This window comes from Myroides phaeus (assembly GCF_009799805.1).
In the GTDB taxonomy this organism is placed as follows: domain Bacteria; phylum Bacteroidota; class Bacteroidia; order Flavobacteriales; family Flavobacteriaceae; genus Flavobacterium; species Flavobacterium phaeum_A.
The window spans coordinates 1762895-1788268 of record NZ_CP047050.1; the positions used below are offsets into that span (position 1 = coordinate 1762895).

20 protein-coding genes and 1 riboswitch are annotated in these 25374 nt (G+C 33.8%); of the genes, 10 read left to right on the forward strand and 10 right to left on the reverse strand.

Features of this window, described 5'->3' with window-relative positions; translation table 11 throughout:
* Nucleotides 1-3: 3 nt before the first annotated feature.
* Nucleotides 4-3675: a M1 family aminopeptidase gene (locus GQS07_RS07955; protein WP_158210344.1), complete on the forward strand. Its 3672-nt coding sequence runs from the start codon at nt 4-6 to the stop codon at nt 3673-3675.
* 226 nt (nt 3676-3901) lie between these two features.
* On the opposite strand, the gene rplS is transcribed toward GQS07_RS07955, so the two are convergent.
* The 3 genes from rplS to GQS07_RS07970 all read right to left on the reverse strand — a co-directional run bounded on the left by rplS (nt 3902) and on the right by GQS07_RS07970 (nt 5590).
* Nucleotides 3902-4252 (reverse strand): 50S ribosomal protein L19, encoded by a 351-nt coding sequence (gene rplS, locus GQS07_RS07960; protein WP_158210345.1) that lies wholly within the window; start codon nt 4250-4252, stop codon nt 3902-3904.
* Nucleotides 4253-4520: 268 nt separating this feature from the next.
* On the reverse strand, nt 4521-5201 hold the full coding sequence (gene trmD, locus GQS07_RS07965; RefSeq protein ID WP_090408726.1) for a tRNA (guanosine(37)-N1)-methyltransferase TrmD: 681 nt from the start codon (nt 5199-5201) through the stop codon (nt 4521-4523).
* A gap of 56 nt (nt 5202-5257) precedes the next feature.
* Nucleotides 5258-5590 (reverse strand): DMT family transporter, encoded by a 333-nt coding sequence (locus GQS07_RS07970; RefSeq protein ID WP_158210346.1) that lies wholly within the window; start codon nt 5588-5590, stop codon nt 5258-5260.
* A 172-nt stretch (nt 5591-5762) separates the two neighbouring features.
* Between GQS07_RS07970 and GQS07_RS07975 the strand changes: the two genes are divergently transcribed.
* The 3 genes from GQS07_RS07975 to GQS07_RS07985 all read left to right on the forward strand — a co-directional run bounded on the left by GQS07_RS07975 (nt 5763) and on the right by GQS07_RS07985 (nt 8920).
* Nucleotides 5763-6917 (forward strand): MFS transporter, encoded by a 1155-nt coding sequence (locus GQS07_RS07975; RefSeq protein WP_158210347.1) that lies wholly within the window; start codon nt 5763-5765, stop codon nt 6915-6917.
* 66 nt (nt 6918-6983) lie between these two features.
* Nucleotides 6984-7916: a peptidylprolyl isomerase gene (locus GQS07_RS07980; protein ID WP_158210348.1), complete on the forward strand. Its 933-nt coding sequence runs from the start codon at nt 6984-6986 to the stop codon at nt 7914-7916.
* 65 nt (nt 7917-7981) lie between these two features.
* Nucleotides 7982-8920: a pyridoxal-phosphate dependent enzyme gene (locus GQS07_RS07985; RefSeq protein ID WP_158210349.1), complete on the forward strand. Its 939-nt coding sequence runs from the start codon at nt 7982-7984 to the stop codon at nt 8918-8920.
* 48 nt (nt 8921-8968) lie between these two features.
* Here GQS07_RS07985 and GQS07_RS07990 read toward each other — a convergent pair whose 3' ends face one another.
* The 5 genes from GQS07_RS07990 to GQS07_RS08010 form a co-directional block, all read right to left on the reverse strand.
* The gene (locus GQS07_RS07990) at nt 8969-9880 is read right to left on the reverse strand and encodes a DMT family transporter (protein ID WP_158210350.1); all 912 of its coding nucleotides are present in this window, start codon (nt 9878-9880) and stop codon (nt 8969-8971) included.
* Between the two features lie 87 nt (nt 9881-9967).
* Nucleotides 9968-11536, reverse strand: coding sequence for an FMN-binding glutamate synthase family protein (locus tag GQS07_RS07995; RefSeq protein ID WP_158210351.1), 1569 nt, complete (start codon nt 11534-11536; stop codon nt 9968-9970).
* Between the two features lie 302 nt (nt 11537-11838).
* Nucleotides 11839-13095, reverse strand: coding sequence for a chloride channel protein (locus GQS07_RS08000; protein WP_158210352.1), 1257 nt, complete (start codon nt 13093-13095; stop codon nt 11839-11841).
* 35 nt (nt 13096-13130) lie between these two features.
* A riboswitch (Fluoride riboswitch) is annotated at nt 13131-13199 on the reverse strand.
* Between the two features lie 68 nt (nt 13200-13267).
* Nucleotides 13268-13627, reverse strand: coding sequence for a PUR family DNA/RNA-binding protein (locus GQS07_RS08005; RefSeq protein ID WP_090408702.1), 360 nt, complete (start codon nt 13625-13627; stop codon nt 13268-13270).
* 76 nt (nt 13628-13703) lie between these two features.
* Nucleotides 13704-15455, reverse strand: a complete 1752-nt coding sequence (locus GQS07_RS08010; protein WP_158210353.1) for an ABC transporter ATP-binding protein — start codon at nt 15453-15455, stop codon at nt 13704-13706.
* A 501-nt stretch (nt 15456-15956) separates the two neighbouring features.
* Here GQS07_RS08010 and nusB point away from each other — a divergent pair.
* Genes nusB through yajC form a run of 3 tightly spaced genes read left to right on the forward strand, consistent with a single transcriptional unit; the run spans nt 15957 to nt 17673 of the window.
* Nucleotides 15957-16898 carry a transcription antitermination factor NusB gene (gene nusB / locus GQS07_RS08015; protein ID WP_158210354.1) on the forward strand — a complete coding sequence of 314 codons (942 nt, stop codon included), beginning with the start codon at nt 15957-15959 and terminating at the stop codon, nt 16896-16898.
* 23 nt (nt 16899-16921) lie between these two features.
* Nucleotides 16922-17371 (forward strand): DUF1573 domain-containing protein, encoded by a 450-nt coding sequence (locus GQS07_RS08020; protein WP_158210355.1) that lies wholly within the window; start codon nt 16922-16924, stop codon nt 17369-17371.
* Between the two features lie 26 nt (nt 17372-17397).
* Complete coding sequence (gene yajC, locus GQS07_RS08025; protein WP_090408694.1) at nt 17398-17673, forward strand: preprotein translocase subunit YajC; 276 nt, start codon at nt 17398-17400, stop codon at nt 17671-17673.
* Nucleotides 17674-17733: 60 nt separating this feature from the next.
* Here the strand turns inward: yajC and gap are convergent, their stop codons facing one another.
* Both gap and lipA read right to left on the reverse strand, forming a co-directional pair.
* Nucleotides 17734-18741 carry a type I glyceraldehyde-3-phosphate dehydrogenase gene (gene gap / locus GQS07_RS08030; protein WP_158210356.1) on the reverse strand — a complete coding sequence of 336 codons (1008 nt, stop codon included), beginning with the start codon at nt 18739-18741 and terminating at the stop codon, nt 17734-17736.
* Nucleotides 18742-18787: 46 nt separating this feature from the next.
* Nucleotides 18788-19660 (reverse strand): lipoyl synthase, encoded by an 873-nt coding sequence (gene lipA / locus GQS07_RS08035; RefSeq protein ID WP_090408688.1) that lies wholly within the window; start codon nt 19658-19660, stop codon nt 18788-18790.
* Nucleotides 19661-20470: 810 nt separating this feature from the next.
* Here lipA and nhaA point away from each other — a divergent pair.
* The 3 genes from nhaA (at nt 20471) to GQS07_RS08050 (ending at nt 25365) form a co-directional block, all read left to right on the forward strand.
* A complete protein-coding gene (gene nhaA / locus GQS07_RS08040) occupies nt 20471-21817 on the forward strand; it encodes a Na+/H+ antiporter NhaA (protein ID WP_158210357.1) in 1347 nt (448 codons plus the stop codon).
* A gap of 139 nt (nt 21818-21956) precedes the next feature.
* Nucleotides 21957-23588 carry an ABC-F family ATP-binding cassette domain-containing protein gene (locus tag GQS07_RS08045; protein ID WP_158210358.1) on the forward strand — a complete coding sequence of 544 codons (1632 nt, stop codon included), beginning with the start codon at nt 21957-21959 and terminating at the stop codon, nt 23586-23588.
* 382 nt (nt 23589-23970) lie between these two features.
* Complete coding sequence (locus GQS07_RS08050) at nt 23971-25365, forward strand: TolC family protein (RefSeq protein ID WP_158210359.1); 1395 nt, start codon at nt 23971-23973, stop codon at nt 25363-25365.
* Nucleotides 25366-25374: the final 9 nt, after the last annotated feature.

Here is a 25374-nt window from a genome sequence, read left to right on the forward strand (position 1 = left end):
GCTATGTTTGGAACTATTTTTTCTTTTGAGCTTAAACGTTGGTTTAAGAACTGGACCTTTTATTTGTACATAGCGATATTTTTTACCTTGTGTTTTTTCGCAATGGTTAGTTCATTGGGAATGTTTGACTCCGTGAAGAATACGACAAGCTCATTGCGTTTTGTCAATTCGCCTTTAATGTTAAACTCTTTCATCTATAGCTTTAATTCGCTGTTGTACTTTTTGTTTCCATCTATTATTGGGGCTTCAATATACAGGGATTACAAGTATAATGTGCATCACGTACTTTATGCTTATCCCTTTTCTAAAGTTGACTATTTAGCAGGTAAATTCTTGAGTTCATTCTTGGTTACCCTGATGATTTCACTGTCTATGGGAGTAGCTGCGTTTATCGCTACGCTTTTACCGTGGGCAAATGAGACGTTGGTTGGACCAAATAATATTATGAACTATGTACAAGTGTATTTGTTCAATGTCATTCCGAATATGCTGTTTATGGGGGCTATTGTGTTTACAGTAGTTACCTTGACTCGAAATGTGTACATCGGTTTTGTAGTTATTTTGATATTAATCATCTTACAAGGTGTTGTAAGTGGTATAGCTTCTGATTTAGACAATCGTGTGGTAGCAGCGTTGATTGATCCGACAGGCGGACAAGCTTTGCGTTATTACACACAATATTGGACCGTAAATGAGATGAATTACAACGGACTTCCGTTAGAAAAATGGTTTATCATTAACCGTTTAATATGGTTAGGTGTTACTGCCTTTTTCTTAGTGTTGTTAGGAAAGATGTTCCGTTTTTCTCAACACCCAATGACATTGTCTTTTGGTAAAAAAGTAAAAGGAGAACGCGTTACTAAAAACAACTTTATCGGAATCTTTAAAATTGAATTGCCGAAAGTTACTTACGATTACTCGTGTAAAAGAGATTGGACTAATGTATGGGCGTTTACTAAACTTGATTTTAAATATTTAGCGAAGAATAGAGTATTCTTAATCTTAATAGGTGTTGGAATATTGTTTATGGTATCTGTAGGTAGATTTGCTATGACGATGTACGGTACTAAAACATTCCCATTAACGCGTAGTATCTTAGAAATACCAGGAAGCACATTTGATTTGTTTATCTTGATTATGACGTTCCTTGGTTCTGGATTATTAGTACAAAGAGGTTCGTTGTCTAAAATGAACTTATTAGTAGATTCAACAGCTACACCAAACTGGGTGTTCTTTGTCTCTAAGTTTTTTGCCTTAATAGCATTGCAGTTTGTATTGTTATTAGTGATTATGATAACGGGAATAGGGATTCAAATTTACAATGGTTATTACCAATTTGAAATAGGCTTGTATTTGCGTAGTTTACTTGCTTTTTCGTGGGTAGGTTATATCATTTGGGCGTTGTTTAGTATTGCTGTTCAAACGGTATTTAGAAACTATATCATTGGTTTCTTTGTGTTGTTAGTCTTATCTATTGCTTGGCCTGAATTGACGGCTATAGGAATAGAACAACAACTGTTTTTCTTTAATGACTTACCAATGTCTTCTTATTCAGATATGAATGGTTTTGGCAGTGGAGCAACGAAGTTCTATATCTATGCTTTTTACTGGCTGTTATTTGTTGGTTTCTTAGGTGGATTGACTTTATTGTTTTGGAGAAGAGGAACATTCGGTAGTTTAAAAGAGCGTATTTTTTATGCAAAACAACGAGCAAATGCATTGATTGTTGTACCAACAGTGTTGTGTTTAGTAGGTTTCTTATCAATAGGTGGTTATTTGTATTATGAAGCGACTGTACTGAATACTTATCATTCAGCGAAAGAAATGGAGTTGCTTCAAGTGGAATATGAAAAGACGTATAAAAAGTATGCTTCGTTAGTGTTACCTCGTATTGTTGATGTAAAAGTAGACTTTGATATTTTTCCTAATACGCGTGATTTCTCTGCAAAAGGGGCGTATGTGTTGAAGAATAAATCTACTCAAGCAGTAGATAGTTTACTTGTTAATTATTTGGTTGATTATAAGAATACGATAGCGATTGAAGGAGCTGACTTCTTGTCTCAAGATAGTGTGCAAGGGTTACAGTTTTACCGTTTTAAAACACCACTTCAACCTGGTGATTCTGTAAAGATGACATTTACTGTTGCTAATAAACCGAATACGTTACTGCGTTCAAATTCTCCTGTCTTAGAGAATGGTACTTTTATCAATAATAGTATATTTCCATCTTTAGGGTATAGCGAAAGAGGTGAGTTAACCGATGATGAGGTACGTAAGAAATACGATTTACAGCCGAAAGAGCGTATGGCAAAGCAATCGGATAAAAAGGCGTTGCAAAATACGTATATCAGTAGTGATTCTGATTGGATTCGATTTGAAACAACTGTAAGCACAGCAGCTGACCAAATTGCAATTGCTCCTGGGTATTTGCAAAAAGAGTGGACAGAAGGCGATAGACGTTATTTCCACTATAAGATGGACCAAAAGATGTTGAACTTTTATGCGTTTAATTCTGGACGATATGAAGTGAAATCAGAGAAATGGAATGACATCAATATAGAAGTGTACTATCACAAAGGACATCCATATAATGTAGATCGTATGATTTCAGGTGTGAAAAAGTCATTAGCTTATTATAGCAAAGAGTTTAGTCCTTACCAACATAAGCAAGCGCGTATTATTGAGTTTCCATTGACAATGGGATCATTTGCTCAATCCTTTGCTAATACAATTCCTTTTTCAGAAACAATTGGGTTTGTAGCAGATGTAGATGAGACAGATGAGAATGCAGTAGATTACCCTTTCTCTGTTACTTCTCACGAGGTAGCACATCAATGGTGGGCACATCAAGTGATTGGAGGAAACGTACAAGGAGTAACGATGTTATCAGAGAGTTTGTCTGAATATAGTTCGCTTAAAGTATTAGAGCAAGAATATGGGAAAGGACAAATGCGTCGTTTCTTAAAAGATGCGTTAGATGGTTATTTAAGAGGAAGAGGTAGCGAGAGAAAGAAAGAACAACCATTGATGTATAACGAGAATCAGCAATACATCCACTATAACAAAGGGTCGTTAGTATTCTATACGTTGAGTGATTATATTGGAGATGATAAGCTAAATGGTACGTTGAAAGCATATATTAAAAAGGTTGCTTTTCAAGAGGCTCCTTTTACAACAACAGCGGAGTTAGTAGCCGATTTAAAAGTAGCTACACCAGATTCGTTGCAATATATGATTAAAGATATGTTTGAAACGATTACACTTTACGATAATTACGTTGATAAAGCTGAGGTTAAAAAGTTAGACAACGGCAAGTATGAAGTGAAGATAAAGGCTTTTGTGAGTAAACACAGAGCAGGTGAAAAAGGAGAGAAGTTGTATGCCGATAAGGGAGATAAACAATTAACTTTTAAAGGAGATAAGGACTTGGTGATAGAATCACTTCCTTTAGCAGATTATGTTGAGGTAGGTGTTTTTGCAAAGGTTGATAAGTCAAAAGAGACAAGCGATAAGAAGTCGAAAGACGAAAAGGTGCTTTACTTGAAAAAAGTAAAGATAACTGCAATTGAAAATGAGTTTACAATTATTGTAGATGAAGAACCAACAGAGGTTGGTATAGATCCGTATTACAAATTGATTGATACTCGTTCTTTTGACAACCGTAAGAAGTTGTAATAAATTAAGTATATTTTGTAAAGGAGCTTTCCATTGTGAAGGCTCCTTTTTTTGTGTACTTAACTATAGTATAGCAGAAGTTAGGTGTAATAATACTTCAGATAATCCAATTCGTTTTGATAGTAAATAGAACTTGTTTTTCAATGCTATTACAGCTGAATTATAGGCATAAAAAAAAGAGACTGTATTACTACAATCTCTTTTTTTATAACTCTCAGAAAGTTGATTATCTTCTTCTTTCTTTGATTTTTGCTTTTTTACCAGTAAGTTCTCTGAAGTAGAAGATACGAGCTCTACGAACTTTACCTCTTTGATTAACTTCGATTTTTTCTAAAGCTGGCATGTTTACAGGGAAGATACGCTCTACACCTACGTTTCCAGACATTTTACGGATAGTAAAAGTCTCAGTAGCTCCAGAACCTCTTCTTTGAATAACTACACCTTTAAAGAACTGAGTTCTTTTTTTCTCACCCTCTTTAATTTCGTAGTAAACTGTGATAGTATCTCCTGCGTTGAATTCAGGAAAATCTTTTTTTGCAACTAATTCGTCTTGAACGAATTTCATTAAATCTGCCATTGTAATAATGTATAATGTGTTAATCTTAGAACAACATACACGGACCTCGCCAGAGGTTGGTCTAAATCGAGTGCAAATATAAAAAATAAAACAGAATAACAAGTAATTATTTTTTAATAATAACTGCTTGTTATTCTGTTTGTTAGTTTTTTATTCCTTTGTTTTCGCTATTTTTTGCTACTTGTATTCTTACTTTTGATTTGAAGTCTTAAAAAACAACATTAGTAAGGATGTAGTGTAATAGTTTAGGGAAAGAATATTTTAGAACCTATTCTCTATCTAATAAATCAGGTCTTCTGTTTTTTGTATGCTCATACGCTTTATCTTCTCTCCACTTATCAATAGCAGCGAAGTTTCCACTTAATAGAATATCAGGAACTTTCCATCCTTTGTATTCCGCTGGTCTTGTGTAAATAGGAGGAGCAAGTAAGTTATCTTGGAAACTATCTGTCAGTGCTGAGGTTTCATTGCTCAATACACCTGGAACTAAACGGATGATAGCATCACATAAAATTGCTGCTCCAAGTTCACCACCAGATAGTACATAATCACCAATAGAGATTTCTTTAGTAATGAAATGGTCACGTACACGTTGATCCACCCCTTTGTAATGTCCACAAAGGATAATGATGTTCTTCAACATTGACATTCCATTAGCCATCTGTTGGTTTAATGTTTCTCCATCAGGAGTCATATAAATAATTTCGTCGTATTCTCTTTCTGCTTTAAGTGCTGTGATACATTTGTCAATTGGTTCAACACTCATTACCATTCCCGCACCACCACCAAATTGGTAGTCATCTACATTCTTATGCTTATTGGTACTATAATCACGTAAGTTGTGAAAATGTACTTCTACTAATCCTTTAGTAATTGCTCTTTTTAAAATAGAAGCTTGAAAAGGACTTTCTATTAGTTCTGGTAAAACTGAAATAATATCTATGCGCATAATAAATGTGAAATTTTGGCAAATGTACAATCGAAATCTTAGTTAACAAAATTGTATTAGTGTGCCTGACTTTTTGAAAATAATTGAATGATGATAACCCCAACAATAATAAAGGCAATTCCGATTAAAGCAGGAACGTCTAATTTTTGTTTGTAGATAAAGTAAGCCGCTACAGTTACTAATACAATTCCAATTCCTGACCACAAAGCATAAGCGATACCAATTGGAATGGTACGCAAGGTTAAGCTTAGAAAGTAAAAAGCACCTGCATAACCTACAATTGTTACAATTGTCGGAAGTAACTTAGTGAAGTTGTGACTCGCTTTTAGTGTGCTGGTTGCTATAGTTTCTAATAAAATAGCAACTAATAAGAATAGAATGTTCTTCAAGTTTTTTTGGCAAAAATATCAATTAAGCGGTAGATATATAGTTTTTTAGTATTTTTTTGAGACTCTTTAGTTTATAGGTAATTCTTATGCTATTTATCTAAGAGTTGTAATAATTATCAATTTTACTTTTTGGCATTAGAATTGTTTTTCTGAATTGCTATACTTTTGTAATATGAGTTTATCTAAATCGAATGTTTTATTTATGGCTGCAATTACGGGGTTAATTGTAGCAAATTTATATTATTGTCAACCTTTAATTCCCCTGATAGCAGATGAGTTTGGTGTTTCAGAATCATCTGCAGGTACTTTGACGTATTTAACACAAGCAGGATATGCAATAGGAATGTTTCTAATGATTCCTCTTGGTGATAAATTAGAACGCAAGAAGCAAATTATATTCACTACTATTTTAGCAACGATTGCTTTAGCCTTAACGGCTGTAGTAAAGAACTTTTTAGTATTGCAAATCATTAGCTTTATACTTGGTGCCACATCTATAGTACCTCAATTAGTTTTACCAATGGCGGCGAGTTTGTCGTCAGATGAACAAAGGGGAAAGGTAATCGGAACTGTAGTCAGTGGTTTGTTGATAGGAATATTGTTTTCAAGAACAATAAGTGGTTTTGTGGGTGTATGGTTAGGATGGAGAGGTATGTTTTGGATTGCTACAGCCGTTAGTGTTCTTTTAGTAATAATGATTCAAATAAGATTACCACAGAATAAACCTGTGTTTACGGGGAATTTAATGGACTTATATAAGTCGCTGTTTGTGTTGATAAAACAAGAGCCTGTTTTAAGAGAAGCAACAGGAATAACGAGTTTAGCTTTTGCTCAATTTGGTGCTTTTTGGACTACAATGGTTTTGTTGTTACACAATGAACCCTTTGGTTATGATTCAGCGTTGATAGGTGCTTTTGGATTAATAGGAGCTTGTGGTGCCTTTGCAGCTCCATTGGTTGGAAAAATAGGAGGAGCAGGAGGCGCGAGAAAATTGATACTTTATGGCATACTTATGACAGGTTTAAGTTTTCTTGTTTTTTACTTTTCAAGCACTTCAGTTATAGGGTTGATTATAGGTATTGTGTTGATTGACTTAGGATTGCAGACAATTCATGTGTCTAATCAAACCCGTATTTACTCTTTATTACCAGAAGCCAGAAATAGATTAAATACTGTCTATATGTCATTTAGTTTCCTTGGAACTGCGTTTGGCTCGGCTTTTGGTTTATATTTGTGGAAATATTTCGGATGGAGTGGGGTTTGCATTGGCGGAATGGCTTTAGCAGGGATGTCTTTTGTGATTTATCTGCGCTCAAGAAGAAATTAGAAAGTATAAAACAGCTTTTTTTTGAATAAAAGAAAGCGTCATTTTAAATGCAAAATATAATAAACAATGGAAAACGGTATTTACGCAAAGTTTAACACGTCAAAAGGAGAAATCTTAGTAAAGTTAACAGAGGATAAAACACCAGGAACAGTAGGTAACTTCGTAGCTTTAGCAGAAGGAAATCTTGAGAATAATGCTCGTCCACAAGGGAAACCTTACTACGATGGGTTAAAATTCCATAGAGTTATTCCAGACTTTATGATTCAAGGAGGATGTCCTCAAGGTACAGGTTCAGGTGGACCAGGTTACCAATTTGACGATGAATTCCACCCTTCATTAAGACACGATACTCCAGGAGTATTATCTATGGCTAATGCAGGACCTGGAACAAATGGTTCTCAGTTCTTCATTACTCACGTTGCAACTCCTTGGTTAGATGGTAAACACACTGTTTTCGGACACGTAGTTGCTGGACAAGATGTAGTTGATGCAGTAGCTCAAGGAGATCTTATCGAGTCAATCGAAATCGTTAGAGTAGGTGCAGATGCTGAAAAATTTAATGCAGTTGAAGCTTTCAGAGTTTTTGAAGGATCAAGAGCAAGAAGAGAACAAGATGCTAAAATTGCAGCTGATAAAGCAGTAGAAGAATTAGCAGCAGGATTTGAAACTACAGAAAGTGGTTTACGTTACCAAATGATTATCAAAGGTACTGGTAAAAAAGCAGAGAAAGGTAAAATCGTTTCTGTACACTACAAAGGTACTTTAGCTGATGGTAAAGAGTTTGATAACTCATTCAAACGTAAAAAACCAATCGAGTTTCCTTTAGGACAAGGTTATGTTATCGAAGGATGGGACGAAGGAATTGCTTTGTTACAAGTTGGAGATAAAGCAAGATTCATTATCCCTTCTTACTTAGGATACGGTGAAAACGGAGCAGGTGGAGTTATTCCTCCAAATGCTACTTTAGTATTCGACGTAGAATTAATGGACGTAAAATAAGATAAAATATTTTTGAACTCCCAGTCTTCGGATTGGGAGTTTTTTCTTTATAAAATCAGCGATTTATGAAACAAGAATTGATGGCTTGTCACGAGCGTATTAAGCCGTATATACACAATACTCCTATTATGGAGTCAGGGCATATAGAAAACTTTTTGGGTAGTGATTTGTATTTTAAATGTGAAAACTTTCAACGTGCTGGTGCGTTTAAAATGCGTGGTGCGATTAATTCTGTTCTACAATTAAGTGACGAACAAAGAGAAAAGGGTGTTATCACACACTCGTCAGGTAACTTTGCGCAAGCATTAGCGTTAGCGTGTCGTTATTTGAATGTCAAGTGTTATGTTGTTATGCCTCACGATGCCCCGGCAGTAAAGAGAAATGCTGTTATGGTTTACGGAGGAGATATTCACGAATGTTCTCCAACTATGGAGTCAAGAGAGCGCGTGAGTAAGCAAATTATGGATGAAACAGGTGCAACGTTTATACATCCGTCAAATGATATGAATGTGATTCTTGGACAAGGAACTGCAGCAATGGAGTTTTTAGAAGATCATCCGGATTTAGATGTCATTATTACGCCAGTAGGTGGAGGTGGACTTATTGCTGGAACATCGCTTGCTGCCAAACATTTTGGTAAAGAGGGAATTGTTGTAATCGGTGGAGAACCACTTGAAGCAGATGATGCTTTCCGCTCTTTGGTAAGTGGACAAATTGAAGGGAATTTGACGATTAATACGATTGCAGATGGTCTACGAACACAATTAGGAGATATTACATTTCCGATTATAAAAGACAATGTAGAAAGTATTGTAAGAGTTCGTGAGAACGAAATAATCAGTGCAATGCGTGTTATTTGGGAACGTATGAAAATTATTGTAGAACCAAGTAGTGCTGTAGCATTAGCAGTGTTAATTAAAGAACGCCCACAATTTAGTGGTAAAAAAGTAGGAATTATATTAACGGGTGGTAATGTTGATTTAGACAACTTGCCATTTGATTAATTCGCGATATTAAATGAAAAAGGGAAAGATAATTATCTTTCCCTTTTTTTATGCTTTTTCAATTGCTTTTTTACGTTTAGGCAACTGTATGTTTTTTCTACCAAAATACAATCCAGCTATAATCAGTACACCTCCTAATATTTGAAGTAACCCTAAGTATTCCCCATCTAATAATCCCCAACAAAAAGCGATTAGAGGCATTAATAGAGAAACAGATGATGCAAAGCTTGCATTGGTTTCGTTGATTAATTTATAGTAAAAGATATTTGCTAAAGCACTTCCGAATAAAGCTAATAAGAATACAAACCCAATTCCTTTTAAAGCTTCAGGATGTTCTAAAATAGTTTGAAAGAATCCTGAACTAATTAAGACAATTAATGCAGGTACGAGAAGTACTAATTCTATGAAGGCTGTCCATACAATAGGAGGAATATCTCCCATATATTTCTGGGTCAATAAACCACTATACGCATACATTAGCGCAGCTATAATAAGAAGTAAGTGGTAGAACCATTCGTTAGGTACAGCAACACTATTTTCAGGTGATTGTAATAATAAGACAACACCTATAAAAGCAAACAAAACACCTAATACTTCGCCTAAGTGTGTTTTGTATTTAAAGAACATTACACCTAATACAATTACAAAAATAGACATAAGGGCATTTAAAATACCGGCAATTGAGCTATTCAAATGTACTTCTGCAATTGGGAATAAGAACATTGGAATAAAACTACCAACTACAGCTGTTAGAAATAACCAAGGAAAGTTTTTCTTGGGCATTTTCTTAATGTGTTTAACTGAAATAGGAAGTAAGAATAAACCAGCTAATGTAATTCTTAGTGCTCCAACTTGTATGGGTGTAAAGTATTCAATACCTCGTTTAATCAAAATAAACGATGATCCCCATACCAGAGAAAGTATAAATAAAGTAACCCAGTGTTTTAGTTTTATTTGCAAGACGATTTGATTGATAAGTGAAAAGCGAAGATAAAAAAAAAGACCGCAATATAATTGCAGTCTTTTCTGTATTTAGTAAGCTTTTAATTAAGCTTGTTTTTTTCTTGTGTCTAATTCTCCGAAGTACATCTCTTGGAAAGTTTTATTAACTCCATGTTCAATACGTTTGTGGAAAGTTTTAGCGTCGATTTGTTTAGGATCTTCATATCCACAAGCACTAATGAATTCTCCTAAAGCTTTCATTGTATTTTTGTGGAAGTTAGCTACACGCATTCTCTTATCAGTAATATCTAAACCTTTGTAAAGAGTTTCATCTTGTGTTGCAATACCTACTGGACAATATCCGCTATCACATTGTAAAGCTTGGATACATCCTAAAGCGAACATCATACCACGAGCACTGTAACAAGCATCAGCACCTAAAGCCATTGCTTTAGAAATATCAAATGCAGAGATGATACGACCAGAAGCTAATAATTTCACTTTATCTCTTAAACCGTTTTCGATTAATGTTTTGTTAGCAAAAACTAAAGCATCATTTAATGCCATACCCATATAATCAATAAACTCTAATGGAGCAGCTCCAGTTCCTCCTTCAGCACCATCAATAGTGATAAAGTCAGGGTGGATACCAGTTTCAAGCATTGCATTAATTATGTCTAAGAACTCATCTTTTTTACCAATACAAATTTTGAAACCAACTGGTTTACCATTTGATAATTTTCTAAGTTTAGCTACAAAATTAATTAATTCAGTAGAGTTAGAAAATGCAGTATGTCCAGATGGAGAGTGAACTGTTGTATGAGGAGTAATACTTCTAATAGCAGCAATTTCTGGTGTATTTTTTTCAGCAGGAAGTAATCCTCCGTGTCCAGGTTTAGCCCCTTGAGAAAGTTTTAACTCAATCATTTTAACTTCAGGGTAGTTAGAACGTTCTTCGAATAAGGCATCATTAAAGAAACCTTTCTCATCACGACATCCGAAGTAACCAGTACCAATTTGCCAGATTAAATCACCTCCAGAACGGTGGTATTGACTAATACCTCCCTCACCAGTATTGTGAGCAAATCCTCCAATTTTAGCACCTTCGTTTAAAGCAGTAATTGCTTTTTTACTCAATGCACCATAACTCATTGCACTAATGTTGTAAACACTCGCACTATAAGGTTGTGTACATTGGTCACCACCGATTAAAGTTCTAAAGTTTGTATCAGAAACGTGTTTTGGATATACAGAGTGTGCTGCCCATTCATAACCTAAACGGTTAGGGTCATCTTGCATACCAAAAGACACTGTTTGTTTTTCGTTTTTCGCTCTTTGATAAACAATAGAACGCTCACGTCTATTAAAAGGTTTACCATCTAATTCACCTTCCCAGAAGTATTGACGCATTTCAGGTCTGATAGACTCAAACATATATCTGAAACGAGCAAAGATTGGGTAGTTTTTACGAATTGTGTGTTTATTTTGTGTAAGGTCTGTAAAAGCAAGTATAGCAAGAATACCTGAAATAACTAAGTTAACAATGCTTGCTGTAGAAGGGGTTGGGTTCAAAGAAAGAACTACAGATACTACAGAATAAAGTAAATAAATTACTACAATGGCAACAGTTAATTGCCCAAATGTAAATCGATTTAAAAATTTTTTGTGAAACATAAAATAGAATTTAATGTAATCTTTTTGTTGTTTAGTTTGTAATAGTTTTAGTGTATTTAGTTATTCCATTTCTAAAGTTAATTGATTTTAAAAGATGCTTTTTTTCTACTTTCAAATCAATCAATATTTTAGCACAGATACCGGACAAAGGTAGCAAAGATTTTGAATTTTCAGACTTTTTGTAACCTTAATTTTGTGGTTCTAAAATTGTAAAAATAACAATATGATAATTAAATCTTAAAATAATAGTAGTTAATTGATAATATGTTATTTATGCGAACTATTTTTATTGATATCTTATTTTATTTCGAGTTATTATTTGCGTTTATCGCAGAGGTAAAACGTTGTGATTTATAGATTGTGTGTTTTCCTGAGAGCATAAAAGCAACAATACAAGTCAGTGCTATATATATAGCAACATCTGCGCCAAATAATTCGATTCCCATAAAAGTACATGCCCAAGGTGTTTTAGTAGCGCCTGAAAAAACAGATACAAAACCTAATGCAGCAAGAAAACTAATAGGCAAGTTTAGATACAGTGCTAAAAAACTTCCCAATGCTGCACCAATAAAAAAGAGGGGAGTTACTTCGCCTCCTTTAAAACCTGCTCCTAAGGTTAACCCCGTGAAAAGTATTTTAAGCAAGAAAACATTCCATTCTTGTGATACATCGAAAGACGCTACAATTGTGGGTACTCCAAGTCCAAGGTAAGTATTGTTGCCAATTGTTAGTATCAATGCTATAAAAATAATTGCGCCAACGAAAGGTCTCAAAGGAGGAAAAGCAATGTACTTTTTAAATAAAGCAGACCACAAGTCTGTTGTTTTAACGAATAAAATAGCAGCTATAGCAAAAGTTGCTGCCGCAAATATCAGTTTGAGTAGTAATAGAAGTGAGAAATTAGGAATGCTATCTATAAGGTAAACGGTATGTGAAATTCCCCACGCTAAGCAAGTAAAGTGTGCTGTTAAAGCTGCAATTAACACAGGGTATAGGGATTGGTATTTTACTCTTCCAACAAGCATTAGTTCTAATGCGAATAATGTTCCAGCTATGGGAGTTCCAAAAACAGAGGCAAACCCAGCACTAACACCGATTAGAATAATCGTTTGTCTATCTTGATGTGATATCGTAAAGTATTTCGTGAATTGGTCTGCAATAGCTCCTCCCATTTGTACAGCGGTTCCCTCTCTACCGGCAGAACCACCAAATAGATGTGTAATTATGGTACCAATTAAAACCAAAGGCGCCATTTTTAAAGGCATCGTTTGAGTAGGAGAGTGGTATTCGTCAATTAATAAGTTGTTTCCTCTATTAGCATCACCACCCCAGTAGTAATACACTAAGCCAACAATTAATCCACCTAAAGGTAAAAAGTAAAGTAAGATTGGGGTGTCAATTCTAAGATCTGTTACTGTTTCTAAAAGGAATAAAAATAGCGCAGAAGCAGAACCGATTAAACTACCCGCAATTGTACTGATTACAGTCCATTTTAAAAAATACGATAAAAGTGTTTTTGCAGAAAGAGCTTCTTTTTTAAAGTAGTCATTTAATGCCATAGTCTATCATTTAGTTATATAGTGTTATATTACTTATTATGTTAGACGTCATCAGCATTCGTAATTAGAAGCGGTTCGAGGCAGACATCATTGCCTATAAAAATGTCATACAAAGGTATAAAAAAAGTCCGATTGTATAAATCGGACTTTTAAATATTTTGTTGTCAAACGATTAAATATCGTCAAAACTAATGTCTGTAAATGAATTTACGTCATCACCTTTTTGATATTCTTTTTTGAAATCTTTTTGGTGTCTTTCTGAAATAACTTCCTCCCCTTTGTGATCAACAACGAATTGTGTCATTTCGTCTAAAATCTCTCTAAATGCTCCAAAGTCCTCTTTGTATAAGTAGATTTTGTGTTTTTTAAAGTGAAATGATCCATCTTCTTCTGTGAACTTTTTACTCTCAGTAATTGTTATGTAATAGTCATCTGCTTTTGTAGATCTTACATCAAAGAAATAGGTTCTTCTACCTGCTCTTAAAACTTTTGAGAAAATTTCCTCTTTTTCTAACATTTCGTTATCTCTCATAATTCCTTCTTATCAATCAATTGATTTGTTCATATAGCATTCAAAAGTCTAAAAAAAAACCTAATAAACCAACTATTTATAAGATTTCTTTTTCATTTAGTTGTTTTTGATGTAGCTCACTATAGTACCCTTTGCTATTTATAAGATCGTTGTGTGAACCTTGTTCGATTACTTTTCCATCTTCTAAAACAATAATCAAGTCAGCATTCTTCGCTGAGGATACCCTATGTGTTACAATTAAGGTAGTTATATCTTTACTGTGTTTCTCCAGATTGTGTAAAATTCGTTCTTCTGTTTCTGTATCTACAGCAGAAAGGGAATCATCTAAAATAAGGATAGGAGCATCTTTAATTAAGGCTCTGGCAATCGAAACTCTTTGCTTTTGACCACCAGAAAGCGTTAAACCTCTTTCTCCTAAAATTGTGTTATAACCATCGTTGAATTGGATGATATTTTCGTGTACAGCTGCTTTTTTAGCAACCGCAATAATTTCTTCTTCTGTAGCATCTTCTTTTCCAAAGCGTATATTGTTAGCAATTGAGTCAGAAAATAGGAATGCATCTTGAGGAACAACGGCAATACTATTTCGTAAATCTTCTAAATTACAATCCTTAATAGGAGTATTGTCAATTAGAATTTGTCCTTCATTAACATCGTACATTCTGCTAATTAGAGTAAGTAAAGTAGACTTTCCAGAACCTGTTTTTCCAAGAATAGCTAAGGTTTGTCCTTTGTCCAAAGTAAACGAAACATTATCAAGTGCTTTAATACCCGTATCCTCGTATGTATAAGACACATTTTCAAAAGTAATCTTACCTTCTACATTAGTGTGGTTTGGATTAGTGTTATAAATCTCTGGTTTTTCTTCTAAGAACTCATTGATTCTTTTCTGAGAAGCCTCAGCCTCTTGAATCATCGTAGATACCCAACCTAAAGACGCTACAGGCCAAGTAAGCATATTGATGTATAAGATAAACTGAGCTATAATACCTATATCAGGAATTTGACCATTGAAGAATAGTAAGGCTCCAACAGCAATAACAACAAGATTACTTAATCCGATTAGGAAAGTCATCAATGGCATAATCAATGCACTTGATTTAGCTAAGTTTAAGTATTTGTCTTTACTTTCTTGTGTTAGCGATCTAAATTCTTCTTGTTTTTCTTTCTCTATAGAGTATGCTTTAATTACGCGCACACCAGAGAACATCTCTTGAGTAAATGTTGTAAGTTTAGATAAATTGGCTTGAAAAATAGAACTGCGTTGATTTATTTGTCGACTTAATTTGAAGACATAATACCCTAATAAAGGAAGCGGTAATAAAGAGTACAAAGTCAGCTGTGGTGAGATTAAGTACATTTGCGTTAATACCACAGCAAAACGAATAATCGTATTGATAGAATACATCACAGCAGGCCCCACATATTGTCTTACCTTTCCAACATCTTCACTGATTCTATTCATTAAATCCCCCGTTCTATTTCTCTTGTAAAAACTTTGAGATAGCACTTCGTAGTGTTTGAATATTTCATTTTTTAGGTCAAACTCAACGTGTCTTGACATTACAATTAACGTCTGACGCATTAAGAACGTTAGGAATCCAGCAATAAGCGTGGTGATTAAAATCCATAGAATATTGTTCAACAACAATTTAGTTACTTCTTGCTTGTCAAAAACATTCATTTGTTCTAATACTCGGATAGAATCTCCAACTAATTTCGGAGTATAAAGTGTAAATATTTGTGCGACTATTGTTATTAAAACCCCAATTGTAAAGCGAGTTTTATATTTATAGAAGTATTTATTTAGATGACGTAATGCACTCATAGTATTTAGTAATACTCACTTAAGAGTAATGATAAATTGTTGTTTAGCTTGTGTAGTTGTTTAACTACTAATGTGTGCAAAGATAAAGGTTTATTATAGAAGAGGTATTGTTCGAAAATTAAAAAAACTATCAATATTTATTTGTTTTAGCATAAAGAAGAGTTAGCTTGAAATAAAAAAAATAGAGGGGAGAATAGTTTATTAAAAGACTTTTTGGGCTTTAAATAAAATGAACTTAGGTAAGTGTTTTTAGCTTTAAATAATGATTAGGAATACTTGTAAGGTGTTATAAAGTAGTTTGTTAAGTTATTTTTATACAGCTGATTAAAAGTAAAATAAGCACTAAAAAGTCTTTTTTGTTGACAAAAAAGAGAAGATAGGTTTTAAAAAAGAGTTAAATTACATACTTATCAAAAAATATAATTTGATTAAAACTATATTTTTATACCTTTGCGCGGTTATACAAACGACAATCCAATAATAAAAAAGTTCTTAAGTAGCATGTTAAACCGAAGACACATCCGTATAAAGGTTATGCAAACGCTTTATGCGATGCAACAAAGTAATTCTGAACAGGTTCAGTCAGGAGAAAAGTTTCTAATCCACAGCATTGAAAGTATACAAGATTTGTACTTATTGATGATTACTGCTTTAATAGAGGTTAGAAAGAAAGAAGAAGAATATGTTTCACTTGCTCAAAAGAAACATTTAGCTACACAAGAAGAACGAAATCCCAATAGACGTCTTATCGAAAACGCTGTATTGAATTTGTTAGAGAATTCAGTTTCTATTACTACGAAAGTAGAAGAGAAAAAAATTACAGATTGGCAAATTCACGATCATTATATCCAAATGGTATTGGATGAAATGAAAGAAAGTGATTTTTACAAAGCTTATATGAGTAAAAAAGAGGTTACATTCAATGACGATCGTCAATTTGTAGTTAATCTTTTTACTGAAATCATTGCTCCAAACGAGAAGATTTATTCTTTCATCGAAGATAGTAAGCTTACTTATTTAGACGATTTACCAGTGGTAAATACAATGATTCAGAAGCAATTACGTCAGTTAAAAGAAAATGATCTTCAAATTTTTGTTCCTAAAGTTTATAAAGACTCAGAGGATAAAGAGTTTGCAATCAATTTATATAGAAAAACGATTCTTAATTTTGAAGAATTAAGTAAAGAGTTTGAAGATAAAACACCTAACTGGGATCCAGAGCGTATTGCTGAATTAGATACAATTATTTTAAAAATGGCTATTTGTGAGTTTTTAAAATTCCCTTCTATTCCAGTAAAAGTAACAATAAACGAATATTTAGAGCTTGCCAAAGAATATTCTACATCAAAAAGTAGTATATTTATCAACGGAGTTTTAGATAACATTTCTAAAGCATACCAAGAAGGTGATAAATTAAATAAGATCGGAAAAGGTCTAATATAGTTTTTAAAAAAACTAAAGAGATTATGAAAAAAGCAATTTTATTAACTTTAGGTTTGGCATTTGTAGCTGTTTCTTGTAAAGATACAGACGCATCAAGTCGTATAGACCCTGAGAAAGCAGCTGAGATTGTAGCATCTAATAAAGAACAAGGAGTTTATCCTAAAGTAACTTTTGACAGATTGGTACATGATTTTGGAAATATTGAAAATAATGAAGCTGTAACAACTGAGTTTGAATTAAAGAACGAAGGAGATGCAGATTTAATTATTATTAATGCAAGTGCTTCTTGTGGATGTACAGTTCCTGAGTATCAAAAAACGCCTATTAAACCAGGTGAAACTTCTAAGTTGAAAGTAAGATTTCAAACAGGAGCTCAAGGACAACAGAGTAAGACTGTAACGTTAGTTACTAATTCTGAAAAAGGAGAAGAAGTCTTATCTATTAAAGCTAATGTTGCTGCTCGTAACGAATAATGAACTAACTTAAAAATTAAAATTCAATGGAACAATTACAACAGTTTTTACCTATTATCTTAATGTTTGCGGTAATTTATTTCTTAATGATTCGCCCACAACAAAAAAGAGCGAAAAAAGAGAAAGAATACGAAGCAAGTATTAAAGTAGGAGAGCGTGTAATAACTAAGTCAGGTATTCACGGTAAAATTGCTGAGTTATCAGAAGGTACGATTGTTTTAGAAACAATGGCTGGTAAAATTAAAATGGAGCGTTCTTCAATTTCTATGGAGATGAGCCAAAAATTAAATGCATCAAACTAATTTAATTAGTCTTTATATTAAAAAGCTCCTCAATTTAATTGAGGAGCTTTTTTATGTTCATTATTTTTTAATCTTATCAAAGTAAGTGATTAGGTCAATTAATCGAGAGGAGTATCCAATTTCATTGTCATACCATCCAACAATCTTAACCATTTTGTCGAGTACAGAAGTCAATTGTGCATCAAAAAGACAAGAATTAGTATTGCCTAAAATATCAACAGAAACAATCGGGTCTTCTGTGTAAGCAAGAATTCCTTTTAAATCAGTTTCTGCCGCTTGTTTAAAAGCAGTATTTATCTCATCGATGCTTATTTCTCTTTTAACATAACAAGTAATATCTGTCAGTGATCCATCAGGTACAGGAACACGAATACCACCACCTCCAATTTTTCCTTCATATTCAGGGAAGATCTTTGTCAATGCCTTAGCAGCACCTGTTGTAGTAGGAACGATTGACTGTGCAGCTCCTCTTGCTCTGCGTAAATCTTTATGCGGTTGATCGTGTAAACTTTGGTCTGTTGTATAAGAGTGAACAGTCGTTATATACGCTTGTTCCATACCACAAAGTTCTTTAATCACCTTAACCATTGGAGCAGCGTTATTTGTTGTACAGCTCGCGTTAGATATAATTAACTCTTCTCCCGTTAGAATATCTTGATTTACACCAAGTACAATTGTTTTGATAACATTATCTTCAGGAGGAACAGAAAGAATGACTCTTTTAGCCCCTTGGTCTATATGTTGTTTAAGCAAGTCGTATGTCTTACGTTTTCCAGTAGCTTCAACAACATAGTCTACATTTAAAGCTTTCCAGTCTAAACCTGTTATTTCCTTTTCGTTGAAAAAAGGTATTTTCTTGTTGTCTATAATAATATGGTGTTCATCACAACTTACATCGCGTTTTAGTATTCCGTGAATACTATCGTATTTAAGTAAGTGAGCCATTGTTTTGGTGTCGGCTAAGTCATTTATAGCCACAACATCAATCGATGGATTTTCTAAAAGAAGTTTGAACAAGTTACGACCGATACGGCCAAAACCATTAATAGCAATATTTATTTTTTTCATAAATATAAAAACAAGAAGGTCGCTGTGTAAGCGACCTTGTATTTTATTATAAAAGATGTTTTTGTGCTCTGTAAGAAGAACGCACTAAAGCGCCACTTTCAACGTGTCTAAATCCTAATTCTAATCCGATTTTCTCATATTTTTCGAATTGTTCAGGAGTGATAAACTCTTTCACAGGTAAGTGCTTTTTACTTGGTTGTAAGTATTGACCAATAGTCAGTACATCTAAGTTTACAGCTCTTAAATCATGCATAGTTTGGATAACTTCTTCTTCTGTTTCTCCTAACCCTAACATAATTCCTGATTTAGTTCTATTGACACCGTTGTCTTTTAAGTATTTCAACACTTCTAAACTACGGTCATATTTTGCTTGAATACGAACTTCTCTTGTCAATCTGCGTACAGTTTCCATATTGTGAGAAACGATTTCTGGAGCAACTTCAATGATACGGTCTATATTGCGTTCGATACCTTGGAAGTCTGGAATTAAGGTTTCCATTGTAGTTCCTGGGCTAATACGTCTAACAGCTTCAACTGTTTCTGCCCAAATAATAGATCCACCATCTTTTAAGTCATCGCGGTCCACACTTGTAATTACAGCGTGTTTGATAGACATTAACTTGATAGAACGAGCTACTTTTTCTGGTTCATCCCAATCCACTGTCTCTGGTCGTCCTGTTTTTACTCCACAGAATCCACAAGAACGAGTACAGATATTACCTAAAATCATAAAGGTAGCAGTACCCTCTCCCCAGCATTCTCCCATATTAGGACAACTACCTGATGTACAGATGGTGTTTAACTTATATTTATCAACTAATCCTCTTAGTTCAGTGTATTTTTTTCCTGTCGGAAGTTTAACGCGTAACCATTTTGGTTTAGCTTTAGGTTCTATATTTGAGTCTAAAATTGTATTCATACTTTTCAGTTTATCAAAGTACAAATATACTTAAACTTAGTCATTGTACATTTTGATTAGATTAAAAATGTCGATTTTACATTGTAAAATGACTAATTATAGAGAGTTAGCAGTTTATTAGGTAGCGATAAATGGCTGTGAAAAGAAGGATATTACTTGTTTTGTGACTATAGATGCTGTTTTTTGTCAGTATAGATGATTGGAATGTTTATTAAGTGAAATTCAACATAGTTGTATTGTGTGAACTGATGTTGCTGTGTTTGTAGGTGTTGTAACCAATGTGTTGTGTTATAAATAAACGAAGGGTTAAGTATAATATTATTGATTCTGCTTGTGATAAAGAACTTATCAAAGAGTAGTTTTAAACGCACTATGTTCGAGACATCTCCCACACATCTCCCACACACCTTCGGAAATAAGCCTTTTTTCCGAAGGTGTGTGGTACTTCTGTGGTACTTGTCCGAAACAAGTACCACAGAAGGTTACAATGATAGTAGTATTAAACTTATGTATAGATATTAAAAAGTAATATGACTTAGCTGATTGCTTATTTAGATAACTAATTAAAATAGTTGAATTTAACGCTTAAAAAAAACAGAAGAAAAATTATATAAGAAATGAATGAAGAAGATTTAATAGATTAAGAATATAGGCAATGTTTTATTAATGAATTTTAGGAATTAGAATATTTGATTATTGATATTTTGAGTATTTTCAAAAGAAAAATGTTTTAAAAAAAGGAAAAAAAAGCGGGTTGTATTTGTCCAAAATCTATAGAAAACATATATTCGCTTACAAATATTTTAAAAAATGGAGAATCAAATTAAAGTAACACCTGCAGATAAATGGATTACAAATCCAGTTAGCAGATTTATGAGTAAATCTACATCTGGAGGGGTTGTATTGTTTTTAGCGGCTTTGATTGCCATTTTTATGGCGAATTCACCTTGGGCAGCAGAGTATGTGAATTTTTGGGAAAATAACCATATCGGTTTCTCTTTTAACGAGAGCGTATTAAATCACTCTTTGAAAGAATGGGTTAATGATGGATTAATGTCAATATTTTTCTTTGTAGTAGGTCTTGAATTAAAAAGAGAGTTAACTACGGGAGAATTGTCATCTCCTAAAAAAGCAATGTTACCAATTATTGCTGCAATTGGAGGAATGGCAGTACCTGCTTTAGTTTATTTGTTTTTTAACGGAGGAACAGATGCAGCTCACGGATGGGGAATTCCAATGGCAACTGATATTGCGTTTGCTTTAGGGGTTTTATTCTTATTAGGAGATCGCGTTCCTACGTCTTTAAAAGTGTTCTTAACAGCTTTAGCTATTGCAGACGATTTGGGTGCTGTATTGGTTATTGCTATTTTCTATACAAACGATTTGTCTTTAATGAACCTTGGAATGGGGTTAGGATTCTTCGGATTGTTAATCATCAGTAATTTATTAGGAGTTAGAAATACTGTTTATTATGCAATTATCGGTATTGGAGGAGTATGGTTGTCATTCTTGTTATCAGGAGTACACGCAACAATTGCTGCTGTTTTAGCTGCATTTGCTATTCCATCTACAGCAAAAGTACACGAAGCTTATTTTGTAAATAAAATAGATAAGTTACGTGAGCGTTTCCGCAAGATTGACCCAGATGATAAAATTCCTAACTTAACAGGTGAACAAATGGAATGTGTTGAAGGGATGCAGAAGGTATCTACTGATGCTTTACCACCTGCTATTCGTTTGGAGCACAGTATGCATAATTTTGTAAGCTTCTTTGTAATGCCAGTGTTTGCTTTAGCGAATGCGGCTATTCCAATTTCTTTAGGAGGAGGTAGCGGATTAAGTGCTGTTACTTTAGGTGTAGCATTTGGTTTACTTGTAGGTAAGGTAGTTGGTGTAGCTGGTTTAACAGGATTATTGATCAAGTTAAAGGTTGTAACAATGCCAAAAGGAATGACATACGGAAATTTAATAGGACTTGGATTCTTAGCGTCTATTGGATTTACAATGTCCTTATTCGTTACAGAATTAGCATTCGATATTAACTTACATCCAGAGTTTCCAGATCAAGCTAAATTAGGTATTTTAATTGCTTCTGGTTTAGGAGGAATTATCGGATATGTACTTTTAAGTGTATTAGGAAAGAAAAAACAAGAGTAGTAAACTCAGTAATAAAATATAAAAATGCCCAGTAAACAACATCGTTTATTGGGCATTTTTTATTGTGTGTAATATAGTATAGGATATCTAACAAATACTATATTTGCAACTTAATTAAAAATCAGATACACAAGATTACATGATAACAGTTAATGATATTTCAGTTCAGTTTGGTGGTACTACTTTATTTAGTGGGGTTAACTTTTCAATCAATGAGAATGATAAGATTGCTCTTATGGGAAAAAATGGAGCAGGTAAATCTACTTTATTAAAAATTGTAGCAGGAAAAAACAAACCTTCTTCTGGAGCTATTTCAGCACCTAAAGATGCAGTGATTGCTTACTTGCCGCAGCATTTATTAACGCAAGATGACTGTACCGTTAGAGAGGAAGCATCTAAAGCTTTTTCTGATGTTTTTTCAATGAAAGATGAAATAGATAAACTTAATGAAGAATTAACTGTACGTACAGACTATGAGAGTGATAGTTATATGAAGTTAATTGAGCGTGTATCTGAATTAAGTGAGAAATTTTATTCTGTTGAAGAAGTTAATTATGATGCAGAAGTAGAGAAAATTTTAAAAGGACTTGGTTTTAGTCGCGAAGATATGGATAGACCAACTTCTGAATTCAGTGGAGGATGGAGAATGCGTATTGAGTTAGCTAAGATTCTTTTGTTGAAACCAGATTTAATCTTACTTGATGAGCCTACGAACCATATGGATATCGAGAGTATCCAATGGTTAGAGTCGTTTTTGATTAATTCAGCTAAGGCTGTTATGGTAATTTCCCATGACCGTGCTTTTGTAGATAATATCACAAACCGTACGATTGAAGTAACAATGGGGAAAATCTATGACTATAAAGCGAAGTACTCAGATTATTTGATATTGCGTCAAGATCGTAGAGCACACCAATTGAAAGCATATGAAGAGCAACAAAAAATGATTGCTGAAAACACTGAGTTTATCGAGCGTTTTAAAGGGACTTATTCTAAAACTTTACAAGTGCAATCGCGTGTTAAGATGTTAGAGAAGTTAGAAATTATTCAGGTAGATGAAGTAGATAATTCTGCTTTGCGTTTGAAGTTTCCACCAGCAGCTCGCTCAGGTCAGTACCCTGTTGTTGTAAATGAATTATGTAAGTCTTACGGAAACCACGTAGTGTTTAAAAATGCTAATGTTGTTGTTGAAAGAGGACAAAAAGTTGCTTTTGTAGGGAAGAATGGAGAGGGTAAATCTACGATGATTAAAGCAATCATGGGAGAAATTGACTATGAAGGAAGTTTAGAGTTAGGACACAATGTTCAAGTAGGATACTTTGCACAAAATCAAGCGTCATTGTTAGATGAAAGTTTGACTATATTCGAAACGGTAGATCGTATTGCAGAAGGAGATATCAGAACACAAATCAAGAATATTTTAGGAGCATTTATGTTCTCTGGAGATGATATTCACAAAAAAGTGAAGGTGTTGTCAGGGGGAGAGAAAACTCGTTTGGCAATGGTTAAGTTGTTGTTAGAACCTTATAATGTTCTTATTCTGGATGAGCCTACGAACCACCTTGATATGAAAACAAAAGATATTATTAAGGATGCTTTAAATGAGTTTGAAGGAACAGTAATTTTGGTTTCTCACGACCGTGATTTCTTAAATGGATTAGCAGAAAAAGTGTTTGAGTTTGGAAATAAAAGAGTAATGGAACACTTTGAAGATATTAAAGGCTTCTTAGAATTGAAAAAAATGGAAAGTTTACGCGAAATAGAAAAATAGACGTATTGGCTTAGCTTGTAGGTTATATTTAACTTTTATTGAGTGCGCAGTGAAGCTTTCACAATATAAGAAAAGAGCATCTTTCATATTTTATGAGGGGTGCTCTTTTCTTTTAAGTTTGTTTAAGGTATAAATGGCATATGTTTTGTTTATTGATAATTTGCGAATAATAAATAGAAAACAAACAAAACCTGTATTAAGTTAAAGTTTGCGGTAAAGCTCTAAATAAAATGAGTAATCTATTGATGGAAGTATTAAATACTTTGATTATGACTTTACTTTTGCATAAAATAGTTTAATTTTATGCAGATTTTGAAAACAGTAAAGGTCAAAGTTTTATAGTCTTTATATTTGTGTATGTTTAAAATAACAATGTAAGTTAATGAAGAAATTGAAATTGAATAAATGTCTTTCTATAGTAGGGGGGATTCTTCTTTGTGTATGTGGAACAAATACTGCTTTTGGGCAGTCAATGACATTTACAGAAGCTTATGAAATAATGAATAGGGAGAATAGTTTGTTAAAAGCTATTGAGAAAAAAGAGGAGGTTCACGAGTTTGAATGGAAAGCAAGAAAAGGCCTTCGTTATCCTACAATACGTGCTTTTGGTTTAGGTATATATAAAGACCGCCAGTTAGGGGTTGATTTAAATGGATTAAGAAATGGCGTAGGTGATTTTGTACATCTTCCAAATCCGGGCGTACTTGGAGATTGGGAGGTTACTTTTAATAAACGCGGTATGGCTATGGGAGGATTCATGGCAACAATGCCTTTGTTTACGGGAGGTAAAATCAACGCAGCAATAAAGGCAGGCGCTATTGAAAAAGAAATAGGTGAGAAAGAGTTAGCAAGTGCAAAGAATAAATTGATATCAGAGCTTGCTCAGAGATATTTTACTGTTAAGTTGGCAGAAGAGGCAGTAGTTGTGCGTAAGGAAGTTTTAAAAGGAATGGAAAACCACTTACACGATGCTACTAAATTGGAGGAGAATGGAATCATTGCTCCAGTTGAAAAACTTTCTGCAGATGTAGCGGTATCTGAAGCTAAACGACAATTGGATGCGGCAACAAAAGACGCAAATTTAGCAAGAGTAGCTTTAGCAAATACGTTAGAAGTAGAAGCTGTAAACAACGAATTGGAAAGCGACTTTTTTATCGTGCCTTCTTTAGAAGGGTTAGCGTTCTATCAAGAGTCTGCTGTTGCGAATTATCCTGAGTTACAAAAAGTAGCTTTGCAAAAAGAATTAGCAGAGCAAGGCGTTAAGGTTAAGCAATCTGCAAATTATCCAACGGTATTGGCTTTTGGACAAACGATCTTAGCTCATAATAACCCAATGAATGGCTTAGATATCTTAAATAATGACAATAAACCTTGGACTATTGGTGTAGGGGTTACTTATACATTGTTTGAAGGATTTAAAAATAAAAACGAGATTAGAGCAGCTAAGGCTACAAAAGAGAGCGTTGAGCTGTTTGAAATAAAAGCACAAAGTGATATCAAGATGTTAGTGGCTAAACTATATCAAGATATTCAAAAGCAAGAAGAACAAATTGATAATTTAAAAGTTCAAGAAACACTGGCAACAGAGTTTTTACGTGTTCGAAATAAAGCGTTCTCTGAAGGGTTTGCTACATCAACAGACGTGGTAGATGCAGAGATGAAATTATCAGGTGTGAAGTTAATGAAGTTACAAGCGCATTTTAATTATGCAGTAGCTTTGGCTTCTTTATTTGAATTCACAGGATTGAGTAATGAATTTTTACAGTATACAAAGTAATATAAGATT